This is a genomic window from Cryobacterium sandaracinum (assembly GCF_004403415.1).
GTDB classification, from domain to species: Bacteria; Actinomycetota; Actinomycetes; order Actinomycetales; family Microbacteriaceae; genus Cryobacterium; species Cryobacterium sandaracinum.
Window position 1 is genome coordinate 43,677 of the sequence record NZ_SOGO01000021.1, and the last position, 21,975, is coordinate 65,651.

At 68.2% G+C, this 21,975-nt stretch carries 22 protein-coding genes; 10 read left to right on the forward strand and 12 right to left on the reverse strand.

The window, feature by feature from the left end:
* Positions 1–16 precede the first annotated feature (16 nt).
* The 3 genes from E3T25_RS06700 to E3T25_RS06710 are packed head-to-tail and all read left to right on the forward strand — an operon-like array spanning position 17 to position 2,563.
* Positions 17–1,012: an ATP-binding cassette domain-containing protein gene (locus E3T25_RS06700; RefSeq protein WP_134373251.1), complete on the forward strand. Its 996-nt coding sequence runs from the start codon at positions 17–19 to the stop codon at positions 1,010–1,012.
* On the forward strand, positions 1,009–1,836 hold the full coding sequence (locus tag E3T25_RS06705) for an ABC transporter permease (RefSeq protein ID WP_134341753.1): 828 nt from the start codon (positions 1,009–1,011) through the stop codon (positions 1,834–1,836). The genes E3T25_RS06700 and E3T25_RS06705 overlap by 4 nt, the downstream gene beginning before the upstream one ends.
* Positions 1,837–1,867: 31 nt before the next feature.
* Complete coding sequence (locus tag E3T25_RS06710; RefSeq protein WP_134373254.1) at positions 1,868–2,563, forward strand: GyrI-like domain-containing protein; 696 nt, start codon at positions 1,868–1,870, stop codon at positions 2,561–2,563.
* Positions 2,564–2,584: 21 nt separating this feature from the next.
* Here the strand turns inward: E3T25_RS06710 and E3T25_RS06715 are convergent, their stop codons facing one another.
* Both E3T25_RS06715 and E3T25_RS06720 read right to left on the reverse strand, forming a co-directional pair.
* Positions 2,585–3,826: a GAF domain-containing protein gene (locus E3T25_RS06715; RefSeq protein ID WP_134373256.1), complete on the reverse strand. Its 1,242-nt coding sequence runs from the start codon at positions 3,824–3,826 to the stop codon at positions 2,585–2,587.
* Positions 3,827–3,832: 6 nt separating this feature from the next.
* The gene (locus E3T25_RS06720) at positions 3,833–4,627 is read right to left on the reverse strand and encodes a LysR substrate-binding domain-containing protein (protein WP_198411560.1); all 795 of its coding nucleotides are present in this window, start codon (positions 4,625–4,627) and stop codon (positions 3,833–3,835) included.
* 94 nt (positions 4,628–4,721) lie between these two features.
* On the opposite strand from E3T25_RS06720, the gene E3T25_RS06725 reads away from it, so the two are divergent.
* The gene (locus E3T25_RS06725) at positions 4,722–5,159 is read left to right on the forward strand and encodes a DUF5997 family protein (protein ID WP_174843012.1); all 438 of its coding nucleotides are present in this window, start codon (positions 4,722–4,724) and stop codon (positions 5,157–5,159) included.
* 233 nt (positions 5,160–5,392) lie between these two features.
* Here the strand turns inward: E3T25_RS06725 and E3T25_RS06730 are convergent, their stop codons facing one another.
* A complete protein-coding gene (locus E3T25_RS06730; protein WP_134373258.1) occupies positions 5,393–6,136 on the reverse strand; it encodes an alpha/beta hydrolase in 744 nt (247 codons plus the stop codon).
* 360 nt (positions 6,137–6,496) lie between these two features.
* Complete coding sequence (locus tag E3T25_RS06735) at positions 6,497–6,745, reverse strand: hypothetical protein (RefSeq protein ID WP_134373260.1); 249 nt, start codon at positions 6,743–6,745, stop codon at positions 6,497–6,499.
* A 541-nt stretch (positions 6,746–7,286) separates the two neighbouring features.
* Between E3T25_RS06735 and E3T25_RS06740 the strand changes: the two genes are divergently transcribed.
* Positions 7,287–7,874: an NUDIX hydrolase family protein gene (locus E3T25_RS06740; protein ID WP_104101004.1), complete on the forward strand. Its 588-nt coding sequence runs from the start codon at positions 7,287–7,289 to the stop codon at positions 7,872–7,874.
* A gap of 42 nt (positions 7,875–7,916) precedes the next feature.
* On the opposite strand, the gene E3T25_RS06745 is transcribed toward E3T25_RS06740, so the two are convergent.
* The 4 genes from E3T25_RS06745 to E3T25_RS06760 form a co-directional block, all read right to left on the reverse strand.
* Positions 7,917–8,450, reverse strand: coding sequence for a GNAT family N-acetyltransferase (locus tag E3T25_RS06745; RefSeq protein WP_104101003.1), 534 nt, complete (start codon positions 8,448–8,450; stop codon positions 7,917–7,919).
* A 311-nt stretch (positions 8,451–8,761) separates the two neighbouring features.
* Positions 8,762–10,315 (reverse strand): DEAD/DEAH box helicase, encoded by a 1,554-nt coding sequence (locus E3T25_RS06750; protein WP_134373262.1) that lies wholly within the window; start codon positions 10,313–10,315, stop codon positions 8,762–8,764.
* Between the two features lie 232 nt (positions 10,316–10,547).
* Positions 10,548–11,228 (reverse strand): DUF1684 domain-containing protein, encoded by a 681-nt coding sequence (locus E3T25_RS06755; RefSeq protein WP_198412905.1) that lies wholly within the window; start codon positions 11,226–11,228, stop codon positions 10,548–10,550.
* Entirely contained in the window at positions 11,225–11,737 is a 513-nt protein-coding gene (locus E3T25_RS06760; RefSeq protein ID WP_104101001.1) for a hypothetical protein, read from the reverse strand. Before E3T25_RS06760 ends, E3T25_RS06755 begins: the two co-directional genes overlap by 4 nt.
* A gap of 43 nt (positions 11,738–11,780) precedes the next feature.
* Here E3T25_RS06760 and E3T25_RS06765 point away from each other — a divergent pair, with 43 nt between their 5' ends.
* From E3T25_RS06765 to E3T25_RS06780, 4 genes are all read left to right on the forward strand, one after another.
* On the forward strand, positions 11,781–12,209 hold the full coding sequence (locus E3T25_RS06765) for an EVE domain-containing protein (RefSeq protein ID WP_241980692.1): 429 nt from the start codon (positions 11,781–11,783) through the stop codon (positions 12,207–12,209).
* 140 nt (positions 12,210–12,349) lie between these two features.
* Positions 12,350–13,615: a hypothetical protein gene (locus E3T25_RS06770; protein WP_134373267.1), complete on the forward strand. Its 1,266-nt coding sequence runs from the start codon at positions 12,350–12,352 to the stop codon at positions 13,613–13,615.
* Between the two features lie 21 nt (positions 13,616–13,636).
* Positions 13,637–14,191, forward strand: coding sequence for a 2-phosphosulfolactate phosphatase (locus tag E3T25_RS06775; protein ID WP_134373270.1), 555 nt, complete (start codon positions 13,637–13,639; stop codon positions 14,189–14,191).
* Between the two features lie 79 nt (positions 14,192–14,270).
* Positions 14,271–14,573 (forward strand): DUF427 domain-containing protein, encoded by a 303-nt coding sequence (locus E3T25_RS06780; protein ID WP_104100997.1) that lies wholly within the window; start codon positions 14,271–14,273, stop codon positions 14,571–14,573.
* A 67-nt stretch (positions 14,574–14,640) separates the two neighbouring features.
* Here the strand turns inward: E3T25_RS06780 and E3T25_RS06785 are convergent, their stop codons facing one another.
* The 4 genes from E3T25_RS06785 to E3T25_RS06800 form a co-directional block, all read right to left on the reverse strand.
* A complete protein-coding gene (locus E3T25_RS06785; RefSeq protein WP_104100996.1) occupies positions 14,641–15,135 on the reverse strand; it encodes a SprT-like domain-containing protein in 495 nt (164 codons plus the stop codon).
* Positions 15,135–16,304, reverse strand: a complete 1,170-nt coding sequence (locus E3T25_RS06790) for a PQQ-dependent sugar dehydrogenase (protein WP_241980694.1) — start codon at positions 16,302–16,304, stop codon at positions 15,135–15,137. Before E3T25_RS06790 ends, E3T25_RS06785 begins: the two co-directional genes overlap by 1 nt.
* Before the next feature lie 167 nt (positions 16,305–16,471).
* The gene (locus tag E3T25_RS06795) at positions 16,472–17,035 is read right to left on the reverse strand and encodes a tetratricopeptide repeat protein (protein ID WP_241980696.1); all 564 of its coding nucleotides are present in this window, start codon (positions 17,033–17,035) and stop codon (positions 16,472–16,474) included.
* A gap of 264 nt (positions 17,036–17,299) precedes the next feature.
* A complete protein-coding gene (locus tag E3T25_RS06800) occupies positions 17,300–18,169 on the reverse strand; it encodes a spermidine synthase (RefSeq protein WP_134373273.1) in 870 nt (289 codons plus the stop codon).
* Positions 18,170–18,479: 310 nt separating this feature from the next.
* Here E3T25_RS06800 and rpoB point away from each other — a divergent pair, with 310 nt between their 5' ends.
* Complete coding sequence (rpoB, locus tag E3T25_RS06805) at positions 18,480–21,974, forward strand: DNA-directed RNA polymerase subunit beta (RefSeq protein WP_134373276.1); 3,495 nt, start codon at positions 18,480–18,482, stop codon at positions 21,972–21,974.
* The last annotated feature ends 1 nt before the right edge of the window (position 21,975 follow it).

Consider the following 21,975-nt stretch of genomic DNA (forward strand, 5'->3'; position numbering starts at 1 on the left):
CAGGCAGGGATGTCCCATGACCATCATTGAGGCCAGAGGTCTGACCAAGGTGTACCACTCCAAATCCGGGCCGGTGCATGCGCTCGCCGGGCTGGACCTGTCCGTGCCGCGCGGGACCGTCAAGGCGCTGCTCGGCCCGAACGGCGCCGGTAAGACAACCGTCGTCAAGATGCTGACCACCCTGATCCGGCCGGACTCCGGCACCGCGTTCGTCGACGGCATCGACGTCGTCGCCGACCCCAAGGGCGTACGGCGCATTATCGGCGTTTCGGGACAGTACGCGGCCGTCGACGAGAACCTGACCGGGTTCGAAAACCTCGAGATGGTCGGTCGGCTGTACCACCTGGGCGGCGCCGAGTCCCGGCGCCGGGCCCAGGAGCTGATCGACCTCTTCGAGCTGACCGCGGCCGGCAACCGCCCGGTCAAGGGCTTCTCCGGCGGGATGCGCCGCCGGATCGACCTGGCCGGCGCGCTGGTGATCAACCCGAAGGTGCTGTTCCTCGACGAGCCCACCACAGGGCTGGACCCGCGCAGCCGGATCGCGCTCTGGGCCGTCATCAAGCGCCTGGTCGCCGACGGCACCACCGTGCTCCTCACCACCCAGTACCTCGAGGAGGCCGACCAGCTCGCGGACGACATCGTCGTCATCGACGACGGCCGGGTGATTGCAGAGGGCACGTCCGACCACCTCAAGGCGCAGATCGGCGGCCACCGCCTCGAGGTGGCCCTGGTAGAGGCCGGCGACGGCGTGGCGGCACGGGATATCCTCGCCCGTTACGGCGCGGGAGAACCGGCGATCACCAGCGACGGCCGCGGCCTCGAGGTCGCGGTGGTCGACGGGCCGCGGGCGCTGCAGCAGGTGCTGGCGGCGCTGGGTGACGCGGACATCCGTCTGCACGACGCCGGCATGCGCCGGCCCACGCTCGACGACGTGTTCCTGAAACTCACCGGCCACAAGGCGGACAAGACCGCCGACCAGGCGGACGACGTGGAATTGGAGAAGTCGAAATGAGCTCCGCTGCCACCCTCCCCACCTGGAACCCGCTTTCGCTCTGGTACTCCGACGGCTGGACCGTCACCAAGCGCAACCTGATCAAGATCAAGCGCTCGCCCGACATGCTCGTGTTCGCGGTGATCCAGCCGATCATGTTCGTGCTGCTGTTCAGCCAGGTTTACGCCGGGTCGATCTCCGTGGAAGGCACCGACTACGTCCAGTTCCTCATGGCGGGGATCTTCGCTCAAACCGTCGTGTTCGGGTCGACCTTCTCGGGCGCGGCGATGGCGCAGGACCTCAAGGAAGGGATCATCGACCGCTTCCGCAGCCTGCCCATGACCTCCTCCGCCGTGCTGATCGGACGCACCAATAGTGACCTGGCGTTGAACACGATCTCCATGGTGATCATGATGCTGACCGGGCTGCTCGTGGGCTGGCGGGTGAACTCTTCGGTGCCGGAATTCCTCGCCGGCGTGGGACTGCTGCTGCTGTTCAGCTACTCTTTCAGCTGGGTGATGGCGCTGCTCGGCATGAGCGTGAAGACTCCCGAGGTCATCAACAACGCGTCCTTCCTGATCCTCTTCCCGCTGACCTTCATCTCGAACGCCTTCGTGCCCAGCGACACCTTGCCGACCCCGCTGCGCGTCTTCGCCGAGTGGAACCCGGTTTCGTCTCTGGTGCAGGCGGCACGGGAGCTGTTCGGCAATGAGGGCACAGCTCCGGTGCCCGATATCTGGACCATGCAGAACCCGATTGCCACGGTGCTGATCGGCACCACGGTCATGCTGGTCGTGTTCGTTCCGCTCTGCGTGCGCAAGTTCGCGTCCATCAGTTCCCGCTAGCAGGAGTCAGTGAATCCCCTGGAGAGTGCCCATGAGTGACCCGGTGCCATTCCGCACTGACCGGCGCACCGGAGCGTTGCGCGCGCCCCGCAACACCGCGCCCGGCGGGGCCGGCCCCTGGGACGTGAAGCGCGTTCATCCGTCGCTCTACGGGCCTGCCAACGTGGACTGGGAGCTGATCGAGGTTCCGGCCCAGCGGTTCGTCGCCCTCGACGGGGTCGGCGACCCGGACACGGCGCCGGCCTACATCGAGGCCGTCGAGGCCCTCTACGCCATCGCCTTCGCGGTCAAGTTTGCGGCCAAGCGTGCGCTCGGCCGCGAGATGGTCATCGCACCGCTCGAAGGCCTCTGGTACGCCGGCGATGCCTCCGTCTTCACCGCCGGCGCGAAGGCGGAGTGGAAATGGACGCTGCTGATGAGCCAGCCGGACTGGGTGACGGATGCCTTCATCGCCGGGGCCATCACCGGCGTGCTCGCGAAGAAGAAGCTGTCCGCGCTCGCCCGGGTGCGGGTGGAAAGGCTCGACGAGGGGCTGTCGGCGCAGCTGCTGCATGTCGGGCCCTACGCCGCCGAGGCACCCGCCCTCGGCCGTCTGCACGGGGAGTTCCTGGCAAGCTACGGGCTGAGGGTGAACGGCCGGCACCATGAGATCTACCTCGGCGACCCGCGCCGCGCCGCGCCCGCGAAGCTGAAGACGGTGCTGAGACAGCCGGTCGCGCCGGTCTGACCCGCGCCGGCCGGGCGGCGCCTACTCCTGACGCCGGCCGAGGTCGGCCTGGATCAGGAGGGCGAACTCCCGCAGCAGCACGGGGTCGACCTCGGCGGCGCCCCGGGGTTCCGAGTCGAACACGCACAGAACGCCGATCCGCTCGCCGGAGTCGGCCTCGATGGGGAAACCCGCGTAGAAGCGGGTCTGCTCCTGGCCCAGACGGGGCGGGCGGGCGGTGAACCGGTCGTCCAGGAGCATGTCAGAAATCACGAACGCTCCGGCCCCGCTCACAGCGAGGGCCGTGATCGACCCGGCCAACGAGTAGACGCGTGGAGTGAAGCCCACGCTCACCAGGTCCCAGAGCCGGTCGCCGTCGATGAGCGTCAGGGCGGCCGACCGGGTGCCGTAGGCGCTTCTGGCCAAGGCGACGATGTGGTCGCAGCGCACCTCGGTGTCGGCGGCGAGGATGCCCAGCCTGGCGACCGCCCGGCGGGGGCCAGGCGAGAGCGGCTCGGCACCCCACGTTTCCGCGCGGCCCTCGGCCGTTCCTCGGGAAGTTCCTCGGGCAGCAGCCAGGTACTCGGCATCGAGCGGTGGCGCCATCTTGTCGGCGAGGAGATTGGCCCAATGCACGTACTGCGCGGCCGTGCGCACCCGCCCCGGCGTTGAGGCGAGGGTTGCGGCCATGGGCACAAAGCAGCTCCGCTCCTGCCCCGCGCAGATCGCCGCGCTGGCCTCGTTCAGGCTGCGGGCGTGCTTCTCGGCCACGGAGCCCAGCCCGGAGTCGAAGGCCGCGATGGACCGGATCGGCTGCATGCCGAGCACGAAGATCCTGGTGCTGAGCGAGGACTCGTGCCGGATCCGGTCGAGCAGGGCGGACAACTCGCGCTGCCAGACCAGGGCTGACAGGAGTGTGACGGCGTCGGTCGTGCCGAGGCTCACGACGACCGCGTCATAGCGCCAGAGTCCCAGCCCGTCGAGTTCGGCCTGCGATGTGCGGATGGTGACCAGCGGGTTCGGGATGACGTCGACATCCGTGCCACGCCCGGTGCGAGACGACAACGCCCGCGCCAGAGATCCGGGCAGGGCCACGTTGTGGCTGAGCACACCCCAGCCGACGGCCGGTCCGCTGCCGAAGAGGAGCACGCGGTCGCTGTCGGTTCCCGGGGAATGCGCCTGAGGAGTGTCCCGGGGCCGCGGGATGTCGTCGTAGTCGCGCGTCACGGCGGCCGACCAGGCTCGCATCAGGGGTACCAGCACCCACCGCAGGAGTTGCGGCACGGAGGGCTACCGGCCGCCGCGGCGCTTGCCCGCCCGGGGGCTGGGGGTGTTGCGGGTGCGGCCCGGGGCGCTCGTCGCCTTCTTCGCCACGGCCGGCTTGGATTTCGCCGCCGCGACCCGTACGGCCTTCGCCGCCGCTTTGGCCTTGTCGGTCTTCTTCTCTTTTTTGACCTTTTCAGTGCCGGCGGGCAGTGAGTCGACCCGCGAGCTGTCTTTCGTGCGGCCGCGCACGATGCCGATGAACTCCTCGACGTCTACCGTGGTCTCACGGGAGAGCCAGGCCAGGGACACCTGGCTTTCGGCGACATCCTCGACCGGGCGCGAGACGACATCCTTTCGGCCGTACAGTCGGGCGATCGAATGGGGGACGATCAGAATTCCGACCCCAGCTGCGACCTGCGCCATCGCGTCGTCGAGGTCGCGCATGGCCGGGAGCGGGCGGCGGGTGCCGTCCTTGACCTCGGTGGCCACGAGGCGCCATTCGGGCACGTCGTCGGGGTCCTGCAGCAGGTGTTCTTCGGCCAGGTCGGCCACCAGCACGCTGTCGGCGTCGGCGATGAAGTGGTCTTTGGCCGCGACGACCACCGGGATCTCCCGGTAGAGGGCGATCAGGCTGAGATCGGTCTCATCGACGGGCAGGCGCACCAGGCTGACCTGGGCGCGGCCGTCACGCAGCACCGCGTCCTGTTCGGACGGGTCGGTGCGGAAGACCTCGAGTGGCTGGTCGGGGCGTCGATCGGCCCAGGTGCGGGTCCACTTGGTGGGGGTCACACCGGCGACGAAGGCAAGGGAAAAGGTCACCGGCATCCTTTCTCGTGATGGCACTAATCGTAGATCCGTGGGGAGCGGCTGTCTCTCAGGCTATGCGGGTGCTCTCAGGCTATACGCTTGACTGATGAGCGAGAAGAAGACCCAGACCATGAAGCCCGCCACGGCGGCCCAGAAGCTCGGGATTCTGCTCGAAGCAGCCCCGGAAGAATTCCAGAGTGCGCCCGTGTCGCGCACCGAGCTGGCCGCGCTCGAAGCGAAACCGCCTGCCTGGCTGGTCGACCTGCGAGCGAACGGCCCGCATCCCAAGCAGGTCGTCGCCGCCAAGCTTGGCGTCTCGATCTCCGGTCTCGTGCGCGGCGCCGTGACGGAGCCGCTCACCTCCGCCGAGATCCAGGCTCTGCTGCAGCAGCCGCCAGCCTGGCTCGTGACCGAGCGTGCCACCCAGTATGAGGTGCGCGAGGAGCAGATCCGGGTCAAGGACCGCGACGCCGAGCGCGCCCGCAAGATCGCCCACGTCGCCCGCCAGGCAGCCCAGAACGAGAAGGCCGGTCGCGGCCGCTAGCGCCGCAGTCCCGCGCGCACGCCGCTCCCTCCGCGTCGTCTCACCAATTCGACGGAGATTTTGCCCGTAGGACGTCGATTCCGGCCTTTTTGGCCAACTCGGGCCAAAATCTCCGTCGAATTCGTTCGGGGCGGGAGACGCTGCTGTGTCGGGTGTCGGGTGTCGGGTGCGGGGTGCCGGGTGTCAGGGTATCGGGTGTATCGGGTGTATCAGGGGTCGGGGTGCCGGGCCTCCTAGGCGTCGTACTGCGCGCGCAGGAACGTGACGATCTCGCCCAGTTCGGCTTGCGAAATGGAATGGCCCATGCCCTCGTAGATGCGCTCGGTAAGTGTGGAGTGTTCGGGAAGCCAAGCCCGGGTGCGGTCGACGGCATCCTGCGGGATGACCGGGTCGGCCGTGCCGCGACCCCAGAAAACCGGCAGGCGCCGCTCACGCAGGCGCTCGTCACCGGTGTGCTTGCTGCGCCCCACGAAACCGGACAGCTGCACCGCGAACGCGAACCGGTCGGGTGCCTGACGCAGCAGCTGCAGCGCCATAGCCCCGCCCTGCGAGAAGCCGAGTAGTCCGACGGACGCAGGCTGCTCGGGAAGGCCGTCCAGCCATTCGAGCACCCCGGCAGCGGCAGCATCCAGTGCGTCAGCGCTCGGCGAGCCCGGGTTGACCTTGGCGCCAGCGGCCCCGATCGGGAACCAGGCCCAGCCCGGACCGGCCGGGAGCGGGGCGCGCAGCGCGGCGATCACCGGATGCAGCGGCAGGTGCGGCGCCAGCGAGAAGAGATCCCCCTCGTGCGAACCGTAGCCGTGCAGAATCAGCAGAAGCGGTCGCCCGGCGCGGTCGGCGCCAGACGCGCTCCACAGCACGCCATCCGGGTCGATGGGCTCGGCGCACGCCGCGGCGGCGCCGGTGGTGCTGCTCTCGGTGGTGTCGTCGCTCCCGGTGGAGGCGTCGCCGCCGGGATTGGTGTCGTTCGGGCCCATGGTGGTCCTCCTGTTCGAGGTCGACACCGAGAAACGCCGACGGGTCAATCTTTCCACTCCCGGGGACGCGGCAAAATCGGTCGGCATCCGTCGTCCCCGTGCAGAACTCCGGCGATCCGCTGCGAGAAGCCGGAAAGATGCCCGTATTTGCGGGAACCGTGCCACCGCTCCGCCGAATTTCAGGGGTCATGCACCACTGGCCGGCACTTCCCCACGTGGCGGCGGCAACCGCGGGCACCCCGTGGCCAACTCAGGAGATTCCGGCAGCGGCGGGCGCGCCCCCGCAGAGTTCCGCATGTTACCTCGTCGTTTCGCTGGGCGGCCGCGCCAGCCACCCGTTTCTCCTGAGTCAGCCTCACCTCACTCGCCCCGCCTGGCCTGCCCTGGCCGGCCCGGGCATCCGTTGCCACCTGCTCGACCGGCGACGGATGTCCCGATCAGCTGGTCCGCCGCCTCGCGCCGCGCCGCCGGAGTGAGGCCCGCGAGGTGGCCCGTCGCCCACCAGAGACGGCCGGCGAACCCCAGTCCGGTGTTGTGGGTGACTGCGCCGGCCCGGGCCACTCGGTCGATGAACGCGGCGAGGGGAGCGAGGCCGAAGGAGATCCCCACTGGGTGATGCGCATGGCCGCGCCGTTGGTCGTGCCGAAGCGCCCGGACTCGAGGGATGACACGCCGGATCGCAGGCGCTCAAGCGTCGTCGTCGAGGGTCCGAGCAGATCGAGGGAGCCGCGCGCCCGCGCCCGTTTCACTTAGTCGAGAAGCTGCTTCGCGAAGACGCCGGGGTCGCCCTGGCCGTGACAATCGATCAGGAGCGGGCCAGCAGACTGGCCTGCTCCGTGTCATCCGTGATCGACCCGGCGGGCATCCCGACGGCGATCGGCTGGTGCTGTCCGGGGTCCCGAAACCCCTCACTGGCGCCGTAGTCGGCCTCGATCTAAGCCCGGGACAGGTCCTGCGTCGGCATCCCGAGTGCATCGCCGAGGGCCAGCCGGTGAAGGCGCCGAGCGCGCGGTCGTGGCGCGCCGCCGCAGTTCTCTGCCTCACCATGCGCAAACCGTCGCCGCACGCGCGCCGGACCGCGCCCGTTCCGTCCGACCCGCGGCGGGGTGCCCATGGCGTATCCGGGCGCAGGGTAAGACAGAATAGCCTCATGAGCGTGCGCACACCTGACCCCGATCCGGACTGGACGCCTGGGCCCGAGGGCGCGGGGCCGCCCCACACCAACCCGGGCTGGCTGAGCGACGTCGAGCTGGCCGAAGTGCGGCGCCGACTTCCGATCCTTTACATCGAGGCGGTGCCCGTGCGAGTCGACGGCCTCGGCCAGGTCGTGGAGGTCGGCGTGCTCCTGCGCGCCCGGTCGACCGGCGAGATGACCCGGATGCTCGTGTCCGGCCGCGTGCTCTACGGCGAGACCCTGCGCGACGCCCTCTTCCGGCATCTCGAGAAGGATCTCGGCCCGATGGCCTTCCCGCAGCTGCCGATGAGCCCGGTGCCGTTCACGGTGGCCGAATACTTCCCGATGCCGGGCATCACCGCGTTCACGGATGACCGCCAGCACGCCGTTTCGATGGCCTACGTCGTTCCCGTCACCGGCACCTGCGACCCGCGCCAGGACGCCCTCGAACTGACCTGGATGACCCCCAAGGAGGCTGCCTCCGACGCGGTGGCAGCCGAGATGGAGGGCGGGCGCGGGGCGCTGCTGCGCATGGCGCTCGCCTCGGTCGGCGAGCTGCGCTAAGCCGCCTGATGGCGGCCCGATCCTGCGGGCCGCCGCTGCGAGCTACTCGGTCGTTACGAGTGACAGACGACGCGCGAGCGAGCGCGGTCGCACCAGGCGCACTTCGTGGAGCTGTTCGCCGAGCACTTCCTGATCCTGCTCGTGGCCGTCGGGGGCGTAGCCGTTGCGCTTGTAGAACGAGTGCGCGCGGGGGTTGTTTTCGGCGACCCACAGGTAGGACGGGCCCTCGTCGACGACGGCGTCGAAGAGCTGCTGGCCGATGCCGGTGCCGTGGTAGGCGTCGAGCAGGTAGATGAAGTAGAGCTCCATCGGGGCCGGTTTGTCGGCGTCGCGGGACGGCCCGCTGCCGGCGAATCCGACGATCTCGCCGTCGACGAGGGCCGCAACCTGGCGGTGGTTCGGTCCCTGGGCGCTGAACCGGCGCCACATGGCGGCCAGGCGTGCGGGCTGCAGCTGCTCAAGGGCGGCCTCGCTGAGCAACTGGTCGTAGGTTTCGTGCCAGCAGGTGGCATGCACGCGGCCGAGGCTGTCGGCATCTGCTTCTGCGACGGGACGAAGTACTGCTGTGGTGGCCATGACCCGAGACTAGCTCAGCCGCAGGCACCCGATTGACGCTGCCGGGTTCTGCCCGTGGTCACTGCGCCGACGGCTCCCGTCCGACCCGCGACTTCCCGGTCTACGGCGGCTCCAGACCCCGCCGATGAGTCGGATAACAAGTGGCTAACTCCTGAGATACGGTGGCGCCATGGTGCGGCGCCACGTGATTCCGGGGCCGAGCATCCGTCACGGGCATGTTTCTCCTGAGTTGGCCACAAAGCAGAACGGGCCGGCCTCGGGAGAGGCCGGCCCGTTCACAGTGGAACTAACGTGCAGATGCTGCCGAGCGACTAGCCCTGCGCGCGGCGCGGGGCCGAGCGACGAGCGCCGCCGGTGGCGCCGGCGCCGCGCACGAGGCCTCCGACCTGGAGGCCGCCGGAGCGACCACCCTGGGCCGGACGGCTCTGGGCGTTGCCCGATCCCTGGCTGCGACCGGATGCCGCGGGGCGGCCCGAGCGCTCCTGGCGCGCTCCGCCGGCGGGTGCCACTGCGTCGCTGCCGCGGTGTCCGCGGTTGCCACGTGCTCCACCGGCGCGGGCGCCGGAGTCACGGGAGCCGGAGTCGCGCTCATCGCGGTTGACGCGCTTGCGCTGGGCGTTGGCGCCCTGCGAGCGGCCGCCCTGGGACTGGCCGTGCGGCTGCTCCACGCGGGGGAGCGGCTTGACGTACGCTGCGACGTCGCCGACGAGGGCGTCCACGGCGGGGGAGGACGCGGTCACGCGCTGCGGGGTCACCTTGATGGCGGCCTTGCGCAGCAGCGCGTCGGTGTCGCGGCGCTGTTCGGGGAGAACCAGAGTCACGACGTCGCCGGCGCTGCCGGCGCGGGCGGTCCGGCCCGAGCGGTGCAGGTACGCCTTGTGCTCGGCCGGCGGGTCGACGTGGATGACGAGTTCGATGTCGTCGACGTGCACGCCGCGGGCGGCGACATCCGTGGCGACGAGAACCTTCACGTCGCCGGCGCTGAACGCGGCGAGGTTGCGGTCACGGGCCACCTGTGAAAGGTTGCCGTGCAGGTCGACGGAGGGGATCCCGGCATCGGTGAGCGACTTGGCGAGCTTCTTGGCCTGGTGCTTGGTGCGCATGAAGAGGATGCGGCGGCCGGAACCGCTCGCGAGCTTCTCGACGAGCGCCTTCTTCGATTCGACGCCGTCGATCTCGAAGACGTGGTGCGTCATCGCGGAGACGTGGCTGTTGGCCTCGTCGACCGAGTGCATGACCTCGTTGTGCAGGAAACGGCGCACGATCTTGTCCACCCCGTTGTCGAGCGTGGCCGAGAACAGCAGGCGCTGGCCGCTGCTGGGCGTCTTGTCCATGATGCGCGTGACGACGGGCAGGAAGCCCAGGTCCGCCATGTGGTCGGCCTCGTCGAGTACGGTGATCTCGACGGCGTCCAGGCTGATGAAGCCCTGCTTCATGAGGTCCTCGAGGCGACCCGGGCAGGCCACGACGATGTCGACGCCGGCCTTGAGTGCGGAGACCTGGCGGCCCTGCGAGACGCCACCGAAGATCGTGGTTGTGTTGAGGCCGTACGCCTCGGCCAGCGGCGTGAGCGCGTTGGTGATCTGCGTGGCCAGCTCGCGGGTCGGGGCGAGGATGAGACCGAGCGGGCGGCCCGGACGACGGCGGCCGCCGGCGAGCTTGCCGCCGAGGCGCGACACCATGGGCAGTGCGAACGCGAGGGTCTTGCCGGAGCCGGTCTTGCCGCGGCCGAGCACGTCGCGGCCGTTGAGGGTGTCGGGCAGCGTGTCCACCTGGATCGGGAACGGGCTGTCGATGCCCTGCTCGGTCAGGATGGCAACGAGAGGGGCCGGCACGCCGAGCGCGCAAAAGGAAGTTTCAGACAAAATGGTGCCTTTCGGGCATCAGATTCCTCGGGCATCCGTTCCGCACGGGCGGCAACTCGGAGCCTCAGAGGTTTCACATGGCGAAGGTGCCGATGGGCACATCCGTTCGCCGTAAGAAGGTTTAATTCGAAAAATCGGGCCGGCCCTGGTGGGCTGCCGCAATAAGAAGAGGCGTTCTACGACGCAGTGGGCGCAACTACGCACCCGCAAGCTTCTATCGTAGCGGATGCTGTCAAGCCCTAGGGTCGAACGCCCGCCCGACGGGAGCCGTGGGGTGGCGCTCCGCACCGGGGGTCAGCTCGCCGACGGGCACCTCCGCGGCCACGGTATTGCCGGCCTGGGGCAGCGGACAGGCCCACATCGGGTCGTACGCGCAGGACGGGTTGTAGGCGAAGTTGAAGTCGAGGATGATGCTGTCGTCGTCAGCCCCGGCGCCCAGGTCGGCGCCCTTGACCGTGTCGAGCAGGTAGCGACCGCCGCCGTAGGTTCCGCCGGGCTTGCCGGCCAGACCGTCGCGCACAGGCAGAAAGAGCCCGCCGCCGTAGTTGGAGAGCCGCCACAGGTCGATTGGTCCCAGGTAGGGCAAACGCACGGTGCCGACAAGGTCGAACTGCACCTTCCCGTCGGTGCCGGTGTCAACCGAGATGCGCATCGGATGTTCCGCGCGGTGCACCTCGGCCTCGAACCGCCAGTCGGGGTCGTAGGCGGCGACCGGCAGCCCGGTGAAGCCGGCCCGGTCGTCGGGCATCAACGGCGACGCCGAATGCCCGCCGAACAGGTCGTCCCTGCCGCTCCGCCACAGTTCGTGGCCGGCGGCCGGGTCGTGCGCGCTGAGCTGGCGCACGCCGCCGTACAGCCCGAACACGCGCCGACGCCAGTCGGCCACCTGCAGGGCGCCGAGGGTGGTGCTCACGAGCTCGCGCCGGACTCATCGACGCCGAGGTCGAGGCTCCAGTTCGGCGCGAGGCGCTTGAGCTGGTGCAGCCGCCACTGCCAGAGCGCCCAGAAAACGGGCCAGCTGGCCAGGGTGAGCGCGCCGGTGCGGAAGATCAGCTGGTCTCGAAAAAGCGTCTTGCCGGTGCCGGCCGGGTCGGGAGACACGGCCATCCGGTGGTCCCAGAGGGTGACCGAGGCGAGCGGCCCCGATACCCCGCGGCCGGTGTCACGCAGGATGCGCACGCCATCCTTCCGGGTGGTCGCCATGGTCAGGCGAATCACTTGGTCGCCCATCGGCACCAGGCCGAGCGCAGTCAAGCTGACCGGATGCTCACCCGGCTCCCAGATGGTGGGGAACCCATCCATCTCGAGCGATTCGACGCTCACCACGGGCGAACTTACCTCGCGGAACACGGCAGGACTCCGCAGGGCGCGCCAGGCGGCATCGGGGGAGCAGTCGAGGATCTCTTTCAGAAGAACACGCATGACCCCAGTCTGTGGTGCTGGGGCATGCAGTACAACTAAGAGGGTGGCAATTCGATACTGGCTGGGCGTTGCCTCACGCGAACACGTGCTGCGCGCCGTCGCGGTGGGGCTTATGCAGGCCAGCCACGGGGCCCGGGTGGCGCTCGAGCAGATGGGCGAGTCCGACGGGGTGGTCTACTATTCCCCGAAGACGAACATCGACGGCGACACGCTGCGCGAGTTCACCGCGATCGGTCGCATCGCCCCCGGAATCGTGCATCAAGGCGAGTCCGCCGCCCCGAGCTCGTACCGCCCGTGGCGACGTCACATCGATTACGAAACGGATGTCGTGGCCGCCTCCATTCGCCCGCTCCTGTCGGTGCTCGAGTTCACCCGCAGCAACCCCGACTGGGGCTACCAGCTGCGCCGGGGGCTGCTCGAGATCTCCCGGCACGACTTCGAGGTGATCCGGCGGCAGATGCGCCGGGAGTAGCGCTGGTACCAGCCGTTCTTCGCAGATGCTGCCGAGGCGACCCGTCTCCGCGGCGATTGTGGGTGGGATCGGCGATTTTCGAGGACGTGCCACCGGGTGCGGCGCCGGGGTGAGGCGCATCCTTTCGGTACACTGAAGGCATGACTGGCGAGTTCTGGTGGGTGCCCTCGGCCGTCGTTTTCGGTGGGGCGGCAGCGGTCGTCGTGGTGATCGTGATGATCATGCGGCGCCGGGTCCGGGCGCGCGCGCGCGTCGACCTCGCTCTGGCCGCGGAGCGCACCCGAGCCGCCGCAATCGCCCTCGTGCGTGCGGATGACCTGATCGAGGTCGCCACCGACGAGCTCGGTTTCGCGGTCGCCCAGTTCGGGGAGAACGCCACCAGCGACTTCGCCGCCGCGCTCGACGCCTCCCGGCGGCAGGTGCGTGACGCGTTCCTGCTGCAGCAGAAGCTCGACGACAGCGTGCCCGACTCCGAGGGTGAGCGTCGCCGCTGGACCGAGGAGATCATCGTGCTCGCCGACGAGGCCGTCAAGCGCCTCAGCGCGCAGACCCGCACTTTCGACTCCCGGCGCGGCGTCGAACGGGATGCCCCGCTGCTGCTTGAGAAGTTGCGTCGTCGCCTCGACCGGGTCGCCGACCGCGTCGCGGCCGGCACCGCCAGCCTCTCCCGGCTCAGCCGCACGTATGCCGCGCACGCCCTGGCCCCGATCAGCGGCAACGTCGCCCGCGCCGAAGAGGCCGTCGATGACGCCCGCCGGGCAGCGGATACCGCGGCCGCCCGTCTCTCCCGCGAAGCCACCGACCCCGTGGGTGACCAGTTGCTCGCGGCCGAGCAGGCCCTGCACCGCGCCGGCACCCTGCTCGACGCGATCGAACAGGGCGAAGACCAGTTGCACGTCGGATTCGCCTCCCTGGCTCGAGCGCTCGACGCGGCGGACGCCGAGCTGGCCGAGGTGCGCGCGCTGCGCGACACCCACGAGGAGACCACGGCCCGCGGCGAACTGAACCGCGTTATTGCGGAGGCCGACCGGGTGGTCGGCGAGCTGCGGCAGCCGTCGCGCTTGAGCGACCCTGCCGCTGACCAGTCCCGACTGCGCACGGCAATGGACGGTCTCGACCTGATCCGTTCCGAGGCCCGCAACCACCAGTTGCGGCTCGACAACGCCCGCGGCGCGCTGACCGGCGCTCTGTTGGCCGCGCGCAGCCAGATCACCGTGACCCGCGACTTCATCACCGCGCATCCCGGCCGCGTGGGCGCTGTGGCGCGCACCCGCCTCGCGGAGGCCGAACGCAAGCTGAGCCTGGCGGCTTCGGAGGCCGACCCGGTGTCCGCACTGGACACCGCGCGCAGCTCGATGACCCATGCCACGGATGCCGACGCGCTCGCCCGCTTCGACGACCGGTAGCGCCGCCGCTACCCTTGGGGAGTGAACAAAGACGCGCCCCAACAGAAGTACCAGGTCCGTTTCGATGTCGGCCTGGCCGGGTTCCAGGCTCTGGCCGCCGAGGCCGACGTGGTCATCCTGGCCGACGCTTTGCCGTCGCCCGGCTCCGAGATCGTTCTCCCGACTGCCCTGCACGAGCACCAGGTCATCGCCGCGAACCTCGCCAATCGCGAGAGCGTGGCTGATTGGGTGCTCGCCCGCCAGGCGGAGAAGGGAGACCGGTTCTCCGTGGCCGTGATCGCCGTGGGCGAGCAACGCCAGGGCGGCACCCCCCGGTTCGCGGTGGAGGACTTCCTCGCCGCCGGCGCCGTGATCGACGCCCTCGCCGCCCGCGGCATCGACCACTGCTCGCCGGAGGCGGCCGCGACCGCCGCGGGATTCGCGGGTCTCGCGCGGGCCGTGCGGCACCTGGTCACCGCGTCCGAAACCGCCCAGGCGCTCGTCGCCGAGGGGCGGTCGGCCGAGGTGCAGGCGACGGATGCCCCGGCGCGCTCCCCGGGAATCTCCCGATTGCGGGAATTCGCCTTTCCGGGCTGAGGTTGTTCCTGAAGCGGTCTCTGGGCCGAACCCCTCGTTTCACCCTCACCGTTTGAATCTCACTGAAGGAGCAACTCCCATGAAGGCAGTACTCAACGGCACCGTCATCGCCGAAGCACCGCAGGCAGATCTTCTCAAGATCGAGGGCAACTGGTACTTCCCACCGGCGAGCGTGAACTCCGAGTTCCTCGTCGAGAGCCCCACGCAGTACACCTGCTCCTGGAAGGGCGCGTGCCAGTACTTCAGCGTCAAGGACGGTGAGACTCTGCTGCAGGATCGCGCCTTCAGTTACCCGACTCCGCCCTCGGCCTCCTTCGACCGGGTCGGCCAGGACTATAGCAACTACGTCGCCTTCTGGAAAGAGGTCCAGGTCTCCGAGTAGACCGCTCCTGGCCGGACGGACGGCCCGGGTAATCGGTGGTCGAGCCTGTCGAGACCACAGGGCAGCGCTAGGGCTTCGCCGCCCCCGCAGCCTGTCGCCGGGCGGCGGCCGTGATCTCGCGCCGTGTCCACCGGATCAGGAACCGCTTGTCGAATCCGCGCACGCACAACCCGCAGGCGAACGCCCGGGTGGGTTGTCGGTAACGGTAGTGCGCGTGGCCGGCCGGGCAGGTGCCGACCCACGGCGCGAGCTCGTCGGCGATGTCCCCGTCGTGCGTGCTCTTGCCGTCATAGCCGAGGTTCCGCGCGATCACCTTCCACTTCGGCCCGTGGCCGGCGCGCGGTCCGGCCAGAGCGTGCGCGACCTCGTGCAGCAGGATCTGGTGCACGTCATCGTCTTCGTAGCGCGCCGCCAGGTAGCGGGACACGGTGATGCGCCGCACGGTGAAGTTGCAAAGCCCCGCTCGCTTCTTCGCGTTGTCGAAGGCGAAGGTCCAGCTGGGATCGAGGTGCAGCGTGATCAACGCTTCCGCCCAGTGCCGAACCCGGTCGAGGTCGGCCATCAGGGTGCGACCGCCACCTGGTAAAGCCGGTCGTCGCCAGCGGAAGGGGTGCCGCGGCCATCCGTATTATTGCTCACGAACCACAGTGTGCCATCGGGCCCAGACACTACATCGCGCAGCCGCCCGAAGCTGTTCCCGAACCAGTCATCGACCTCGCCTGTGGAGGGATCGATGCGCCACAGCCGCTCGCCGCGCAGGGTTGCCATGAAGATGGTGTCGTTCACGATGGCGAGCCCGCTCGGGCTGGCCTCACTGGTGGGCCACTGCTGCTCCGGGTCGAGGTAGCCGGAGTCTGCGCTCTGTCCCCGGCCCTCGACGATCGGCCAGCCATAGTTGCCGCCCGGGGTGATGAGGTTGAGCTCGTCCCAGGTGTTCTGTCCGAACTCGCTGGCCCAGAGTCGGCCGCTGGAGTCCCAAGCGATCCCCTGCGGGTTGCGGTGGCCGTAGGAGTAGACGAGCGTGCCGAACGGGTTGTCGTCCGGCACGGCGCCGGTCGGCGTCATCCGCAGGATCTTGCCGCCGAGGGAACCCAGGTCCTGGGCGTTCTCGGGGTTCCCGGCGTCGCCGACCGTGGCGTAGAGCAGGCCGTCCGGGCCGAAACCGAGCCGACCGCCGTTGTGGTTACCGGCCTTCGGGATGCCGCCCTGCACCGGTTCGGATGCGCCGAGGGTGTGGCTTCCGACCGTGCCGAGCAGCGGCATCCGTACGATCTTGTTGTCGTCGGCGGACGTGAAGTAGGCGTAGACCCACCCGGTTCCGCCCGGTGCGGCCGGGTCGGCCAGTGCGGCGAGGCCGAGCAGCCCGCCTTCACCGCCCGGGCTCGCCTCGGCGACCCGGCCGGCGTCGCGCAGGCTGCCGTCGGGCAGGAGTTCGCGCATGAGGGTCGTGTCGCGTTCGCTGATCAGGGTGCCGTCGTTCGGCAGTCGCAGGATCGACCAGGGGGCATCCAGCCCGGATGCGATCACGACCGGGGTGTCGACCGGCCGCACCGATGGCCCGGCGGTGCCGGTCGGCCCGGGTGCAACGGTGTCGGACGGAACCGGCCGGGCGGGGGTCGAGGTCTCTGCCGCGGGCCCGGGCGCGGTCGCCGTGCACGCGCTGAGCAGCAGGAGCGCGCCCAGGGCCAGCACCCCGGCCGCGCCGCTGCGTGGTGGCATCCGCCCGCTCATCTTCCACCTCCTTCGCACCGGCACGCTCGCCGGCGCTGTGTCCAGCATGCCCCGAATTTCTGCTTCGGGTTGAGTGGCCCGTTCCGTGCGTAAATCCTGCAAATCGATGTCCGGATGCAGCCGGCCGGTCAATCGAAGGCCGGCCGGCACCCCGCGGCGCCGACGCGCTACTGCTGTAAGCGGGTCTGTCGCCGCTCGGCAATGAAGGACTCGACCACCGCAACGGCGACGAGCGCGCTCTCGAGGAGGGCGGGTGTGGCGCCGGCCTGCTCCCGCAGCGTCACCGAGGCCGTGAAGTCTGCCAGGGCGGCGTCGAGGTCGCCCTGTTCGAAGTGAACCTTGCCGCGGCTTTCCCGGGCGAACGCCGCAACGGCGCCCCACTCGTGCGTCTCGGACTCGAGCACACAATGGGTCAGCTCGGTCACCGCCTCGTCGAGCTTGCCTCGGTACTGCTGTACCTGGGCGCGACGGATGCGACTGAACGCGAGTTCTTCCCGCGACCCGGTGAAGCGGGACTGGCGCAGCGCAGTGTTCGCCATGTCCCAGGCCTCGTCGATCCGGCCGGTCAGCCGCAATAGCACGACCTTCTCGTTGAGGGCGGACAGGCTGCGAAGCTCGCCGAGTTCTTCGAGGCGCAACTCAGCAGCAGAGAGGTCGACTTTCTCACGCAGGGTGACGGCGTCGTAGCCAATGATGATGGGCAGGGTGTGGTCCTGAGGCGAAGGCGGCACATGCCGCGGAGTAAACGTGGTCCCAACCAGCGTAGCCGGGCCGGGCCGGGCTGGTCCCCGATCCGGCCTGATCCACCGGCATCCGTCGCCCTCGTTCCCCCGCCGCGAGCCGCACACGTGGCTAACTCAGGAGATCCCAGCGCGTGAGCACATAAAGCCGCATGAACACGGATGCCCGCAGCACCTTGGCCCCGGATCTCCTGAGTTGGCCACACATCACCCGGCGCGCGACGCCCAACCCGTGACCCCCGGCGTAACCGCGGCTCAGCTGCCGAGTTGGAACACCGTGCGGCCGGGCAGCGGGGACGGGGTGGCCGTCACATCCGTCGTCACCATCGCGGTCGCCATGAAGTGCGTGAGCTCAGCACCCTCGACCACTTTCGACGGATGCGGCCCGCCCGCCAGCAGCCGCGACACCCAGCTCATGTCGATGGGGGTGTGCGCGGCGACGAAGACGATATTGCCGAACCGGCGCCCCTTGAGCACCTGGGTCTCCGCGAGGGCGAGCACGTGTCCGAAGACGGCTGACAGCGTCGCGGCCTGTGAGCGGGCGAACGGCAGACCGGGCCCGTCGGCGACGTTCACGACGAGCACCCCGCGCGGCGACAGAAGGGGAGCGGCCAACTCGTAGAACTCGCGGCTGGTCACGTGGGCCGGGGTGCGGGCCCCGGAGAAGATGTCGACGACGACGAGGTCCACCGCGCCGTGCAGCCCGGCCGGCAGCTTGGCCAGAACCTCGCGGGCATCACCGTGCCGCACGCGCAGCTGCGCCCGCTTGTCCCAGGGCAGCTCGCCGCGAACGAAATCGATCAGGTCGCTCTCCAACTCCACGACCTGCTGGCGGGAGCCCGGCCGGGTCGCCTCCACGTATCGGGGGAGGGTCAGCGCGCCGGCGCCGAGGTGCACGGCGGTGATCGGCTCGCCCACCTCGCCGATCAGGTCGATCACGTGACCGATCCGCTGCACGTATTCGAAGAACAGCTCGCCCGGATCGTCCAGGTTCACGTTCGACTGCGGCGTGCCGTCCACGATCAGGTTGAAGCTGCCCGGGGTGAATCGGTCGGGCTCGATGACGGCGTGGTGGCCGCTCAATTTCAAGGTGATCGACGGATGTTGCGCTACAGGCCTGCTCATCCCTCAAGTCTGCGCCCTCCGCAGTCTGCACCGGGGCGGCCCGAAACCGGGTTATACCTGAGAATTTATGGCACGTCAAGAATTGAGTGGACATGGTGAACTAACCGGCATATAGTTGTTCTTTGCGCTCCCAGACTAAACTCTGCCTTCATATTGCGGTCGGCTTTGCGTGCTCAAGCCACCTTGACGCATACCTCGTTCCAGGATTTCAGAACACCGGAATTTCAGAACGCGAGGGTCTGAGGAGTTCGTACTCGGTATTCCTTACTAACAGTGACTAGACCTGACGGGGTCCACGGAGGTTATTTCCTTGGCTGCTGCGCGCAACGCAACCACCAACTCACCCAAGAACGGACGCGCCGCTGGCCGTCTTTCGTTCGCGAAGATCACCGACAATCTGACTGTTCCGGATCTGCTTGCTTTGCAGACCGAGAGCTTCGATTGGCTCGTCGGTAACGACAACTGGAAACAGCGTGTCGCAGAAGGCCAGGCGGCCGGTCGACAGGACCTGCCGACTCGCACCGGGCTCGACGAGATCTTCGAAGAGATCTCACCCATCGAGGACCTCGGCGAAACGATGCAGCTGTCGTTCACCAACCCGGAACTCGAGCCGGAGAAGTACACCATTGACGAGTGCAAGGAAAAGGGTAAGACCTACTCCGCACCTCTCTATGTGAACGCTGAGTTCATGAACCACCTCACCGGTGAGATCAAGACCCAGACCGTGTTCATGGGTGACTTCCCGCTGATGACCCCCAAGGGCACCTTCGTGATCAACGGCACCGAGCGTGTCGTCGTCTCACAGCTGGTCCGCTCCCCGGGCGTCTACTTCGACCGCCAGCAGGAGAAGACGTCCGACAAGGACATCTACTCCGCTCGCGTCATCCCGAGCCGCGGTGCCTGGCTCGAATTCGAGATCGACAAGCGCGACCAGGTCGGCGTTCGCATCGACCGCAAGCGCAAGCAGTCCGTCACCGTCTTCCTCAAGGCCCTCGGCCTCACGAGCGAAGAGATCCTCGAGGAGTTCAAGGGCTTCGCGTCGATCGAACTCACCCTGGAGAAGGACAACATCCTCACCAAGGAAGAAGCCCTCAAGGACATCTACCGCAAGCTGCGTCCGGGCGAGCAGGTTGCCGCCGAGGCCGCGCGTGCGCTCCTCGACAACTTCTTCTTCAACTCCAAGCGCTACGACCTGGCCAAGGTCGGTCGTTACAAGATCAACCGCAAGCTCGGACTCGAAGCGCCGCTCAGCGACTCCGTGCTGACACTCAAGGACATCCTGGCCACGATCAAGTACCTGGTTGCGCTGCACGACAACCAGACCACGATCGCCGGCGTCCGCGACGGCAAGCAGACCGACATCCGCATCGACATCGACGACATCGACCACTTCGGCAACCGTCGCATCCGTGCCGTCGGCGAGCTCATCCAGAACCAGGTGCGCACCGGCCTGTCCCGCATGGAGCGCGTCGTTCGCGAGCGCATGACCACGCAGGACATCGAAGCGATCACCCCGCAGACCCTGATCAACGTGCGCCCCGTCGTCGCCGCGATCAAGGAGTTCTTCGGTACCAGCCAGCTGTCGCAGTTCATGGACCAGAACAACCCGCTCGCCGGACTGACGCACAAGCGTCGCCTGTCCGCGCTGGGTCCGGGTGGTCTGTCCCGTGACCGTGCCGGCGTCGAGGTGCGAGACGTTCACCCCTCGCACTACGGCCGCATGTGCCCCATCGAAACCCCGGAAGGCCCGAACATCGGCCTGATCGGTTCGCTCGCCTCGTTCGCGCGGATCAACGCCTTCGGTTTCATTGAGACCCCGTACCGCCGCGTCGTCGATGGCAAGGTCATGAACGACCAGATCGACTACCTCACCGCCAGCGAAGAAGACGAGTTCATCGTCGCCCAGGCGAACGCCCCGCTCACCAAGGACTGGCACTTCGCCGACGCCCGTGTTCTCGCCCGCAAAAAGGGTGGAGAGGTCGACCTCTTCCCCGCGGAAGACATTGGCTACATGGATGTTTCGCCTCGCCAGATGGTGTCCGTCGCCACCTCGCTCATCCCGTTCCTCGAGCACGACGATGCGAACCGCGCCCTCATGGGTGCCAACATGCAGCGTCAGGCCGTCCCGCTCCTGATGAGCGAGAGCCCGCTCGTCGGTACCGGCATGGAGGTCTTTGCGGCCATCGACGCCGGTGACGTGCTCACCGCCGACAAGGCCGGCGTGGTGATGGAGGTTTCGGCCGAAGTCGTCACCATTCAGCTCGACGAGGGCGGCACGCAGGAGTACTACCTGCGCAAGTTCGCGCGCTCCAACCAGGGCACGAGCTACAACCACCGTGTCATCGTGCAGGCCGGCGAGCGGATCGAAGTCGGCGAAGTCATCGCCGATGGCCCCGCCACCGAAAACGGAGAACTCGCTCTAGGCAAGAACCTGCTCGTCGCGTTCATGCCATGGGAAGGCTACAACTTCGAGGACGCGATCATCCTGAGCCAGAACCTGGTCAAGGACGACACCCTCTCGTCGATTCACATCGAGGAATACGAGGTTGACGCTCGCGACACCAAGCTGGGCAAGGAAGAGATCACCCGCGACCTGCCCAACGTGTCGCCTGATCTGCTCGCCGACCTCGACGAACGCGGCATCATCCGGATCGGTGCCGAGGTTCGCCCCGGCGACATCCTCGTCGGCAAGGTCACGCCCAAGGGCGAGACCGAGCTGTCCGCCGAGGAGCGCCTGCTGCGTGCCATCTTCAACGAGAAGAGCCGCGAAGTTCGCGACACGAGCCTCAAGGTTCCCCACGGTGAACGCGGCACCATCATCGGTGTCAAAGTCTTCGACTCGCAGGACGGCGACGACGAGCTCGGCTCGGGCGTCAACCAGCGCGTCGCGGTCTTCATCGCGCAGAAGCGCAAGATCACCGAGGGTGACAAGCTCGCCGGCCGTCACGGCAACAAGGGTGTCATCTCCCGCATCCTGCCGATCGAGGACATGCCGTTCCTCGCCGACGGAACCCCGGTCGACATCATCCTCAACCCGCTGGGCATCCCGGGCCGAATGAACTTCGGTCAGGTTCTGGAAACCCACCTGGGCTGGATCGCCAAGCAGGGCTGGCAGGTGGAAGGCAAGCCCAAGTGGGCCGGCCGTCTGCCCGAGGCCGCGCACAGCGCAGCTCCGAACACCAAGGTCGCGACCCCGGTATTCGACGGCGCGCTCGAGGTCGAGATCGAGGGTCTTCTCGACTCGACGACCCCGACTCGTGACGGCGACCGCCTGATCGACCGCACCGGTAAGACCCAGTTGTTCGACGGCCGCTCCGGCGAGCCGTTCCCCAACCCGGTTTCCGTGGGCTACATGTACATCCTGAAGCTGCACCACCTTGTCGATGACAAGATCCACGCCCGTTCCACCGGCCCCTACTCCATGATCACGCAGCAGCCGCTGGGTGGTAAGGCGCAGTTCGGCGGACAGCGTTTCGGTGAGATGGAGGTGTGGGCGCTCGAAGCATACGGAGCCGCTTATGCCCTGCAGGAACTCCTGACCATCAAGAGCGATGACATCCTCGGCCGGGTGAAGGTCTACGAGGCCATCGTCAAGGGCGAGAACATTCAGGAGCCGGGTATCCCCGAGAGCTTCAAGGTTCTGATCAAGGAAATGCAGTCGCTGTGCCTGAACGTCGAGGTGCTGTCGAGCGACGGTACCGCCGTCAGCCTGCGCGACACGGATGACGAGGTGTTCCGCGCTGCGGAAGAACTCGGCATCAACATTTCCACCCGGTTTGAGTCGTCTTCGATCGACGACATCTAGG

Coding starts and splice junctions, on each gene's coding strand:
- E3T25_RS06700 (WP_134373251.1), top strand. CDS start 17: ATGACCATCATTGAGGCCAGAGGTCTGACCAAGGTGTACCACTCCAAA.
- E3T25_RS06705 (WP_134341753.1), top strand. CDS start 1,009: ATGAGCTCCGCTGCCACCCTCCCCACCTGGAACCCGCTTTCGCTCTGG.
- E3T25_RS06710 (WP_134373254.1), top strand. CDS start 1,868: ATGAGTGACCCGGTGCCATTCCGCACTGACCGGCGCACCGGAGCGTTG.
- E3T25_RS06725 (WP_174843012.1), top strand. CDS start 4,722: ATGAGCGAGAAGAAGACCCAGACCATGAAGCCCGCCACGGCGGCCCAG.
- E3T25_RS06730 (WP_134373258.1), bottom strand. CDS start 6,136: ATGGGCCCGAACGACACCAATCCCGGCGGCGACGCCTCCACCGGGAGC.
- E3T25_RS06740 (WP_104101004.1), top strand. CDS start 7,287: ATGAGCGTGCGCACACCTGACCCCGATCCGGACTGGACGCCTGGGCCC.
- E3T25_RS06745 (WP_104101003.1), bottom strand. CDS start 8,450: ATGGCCACCACAGCAGTACTTCGTCCCGTCGCAGAAGCAGATGCCGAC.
- E3T25_RS06760 (WP_104101001.1), bottom strand. CDS start 11,737: ATGCGTGTTCTTCTGAAAGAGATCCTCGACTGCTCCCCCGATGCCGCC.
- E3T25_RS06770 (WP_134373267.1), top strand. CDS start 12,350: ATGACTGGCGAGTTCTGGTGGGTGCCCTCGGCCGTCGTTTTCGGTGGG.
- E3T25_RS06780 (WP_104100997.1), top strand. CDS start 14,271: ATGAAGGCAGTACTCAACGGCACCGTCATCGCCGAAGCACCGCAGGCA.
- E3T25_RS06785 (WP_104100996.1), bottom strand. CDS start 15,135: ATGGCCGACCTCGACCGGGTTCGGCACTGGGCGGAAGCGTTGATCACG.
- E3T25_RS06790 (WP_241980694.1), bottom strand. CDS start 16,304: ATGAGCGGGCGGATGCCACCACGCAGCGGCGCGGCCGGGGTGCTGGCC.
- E3T25_RS06800 (WP_134373273.1), bottom strand. CDS start 18,169: ATGAGCAGGCCTGTAGCGCAACATCCGTCGATCACCTTGAAATTGAGC.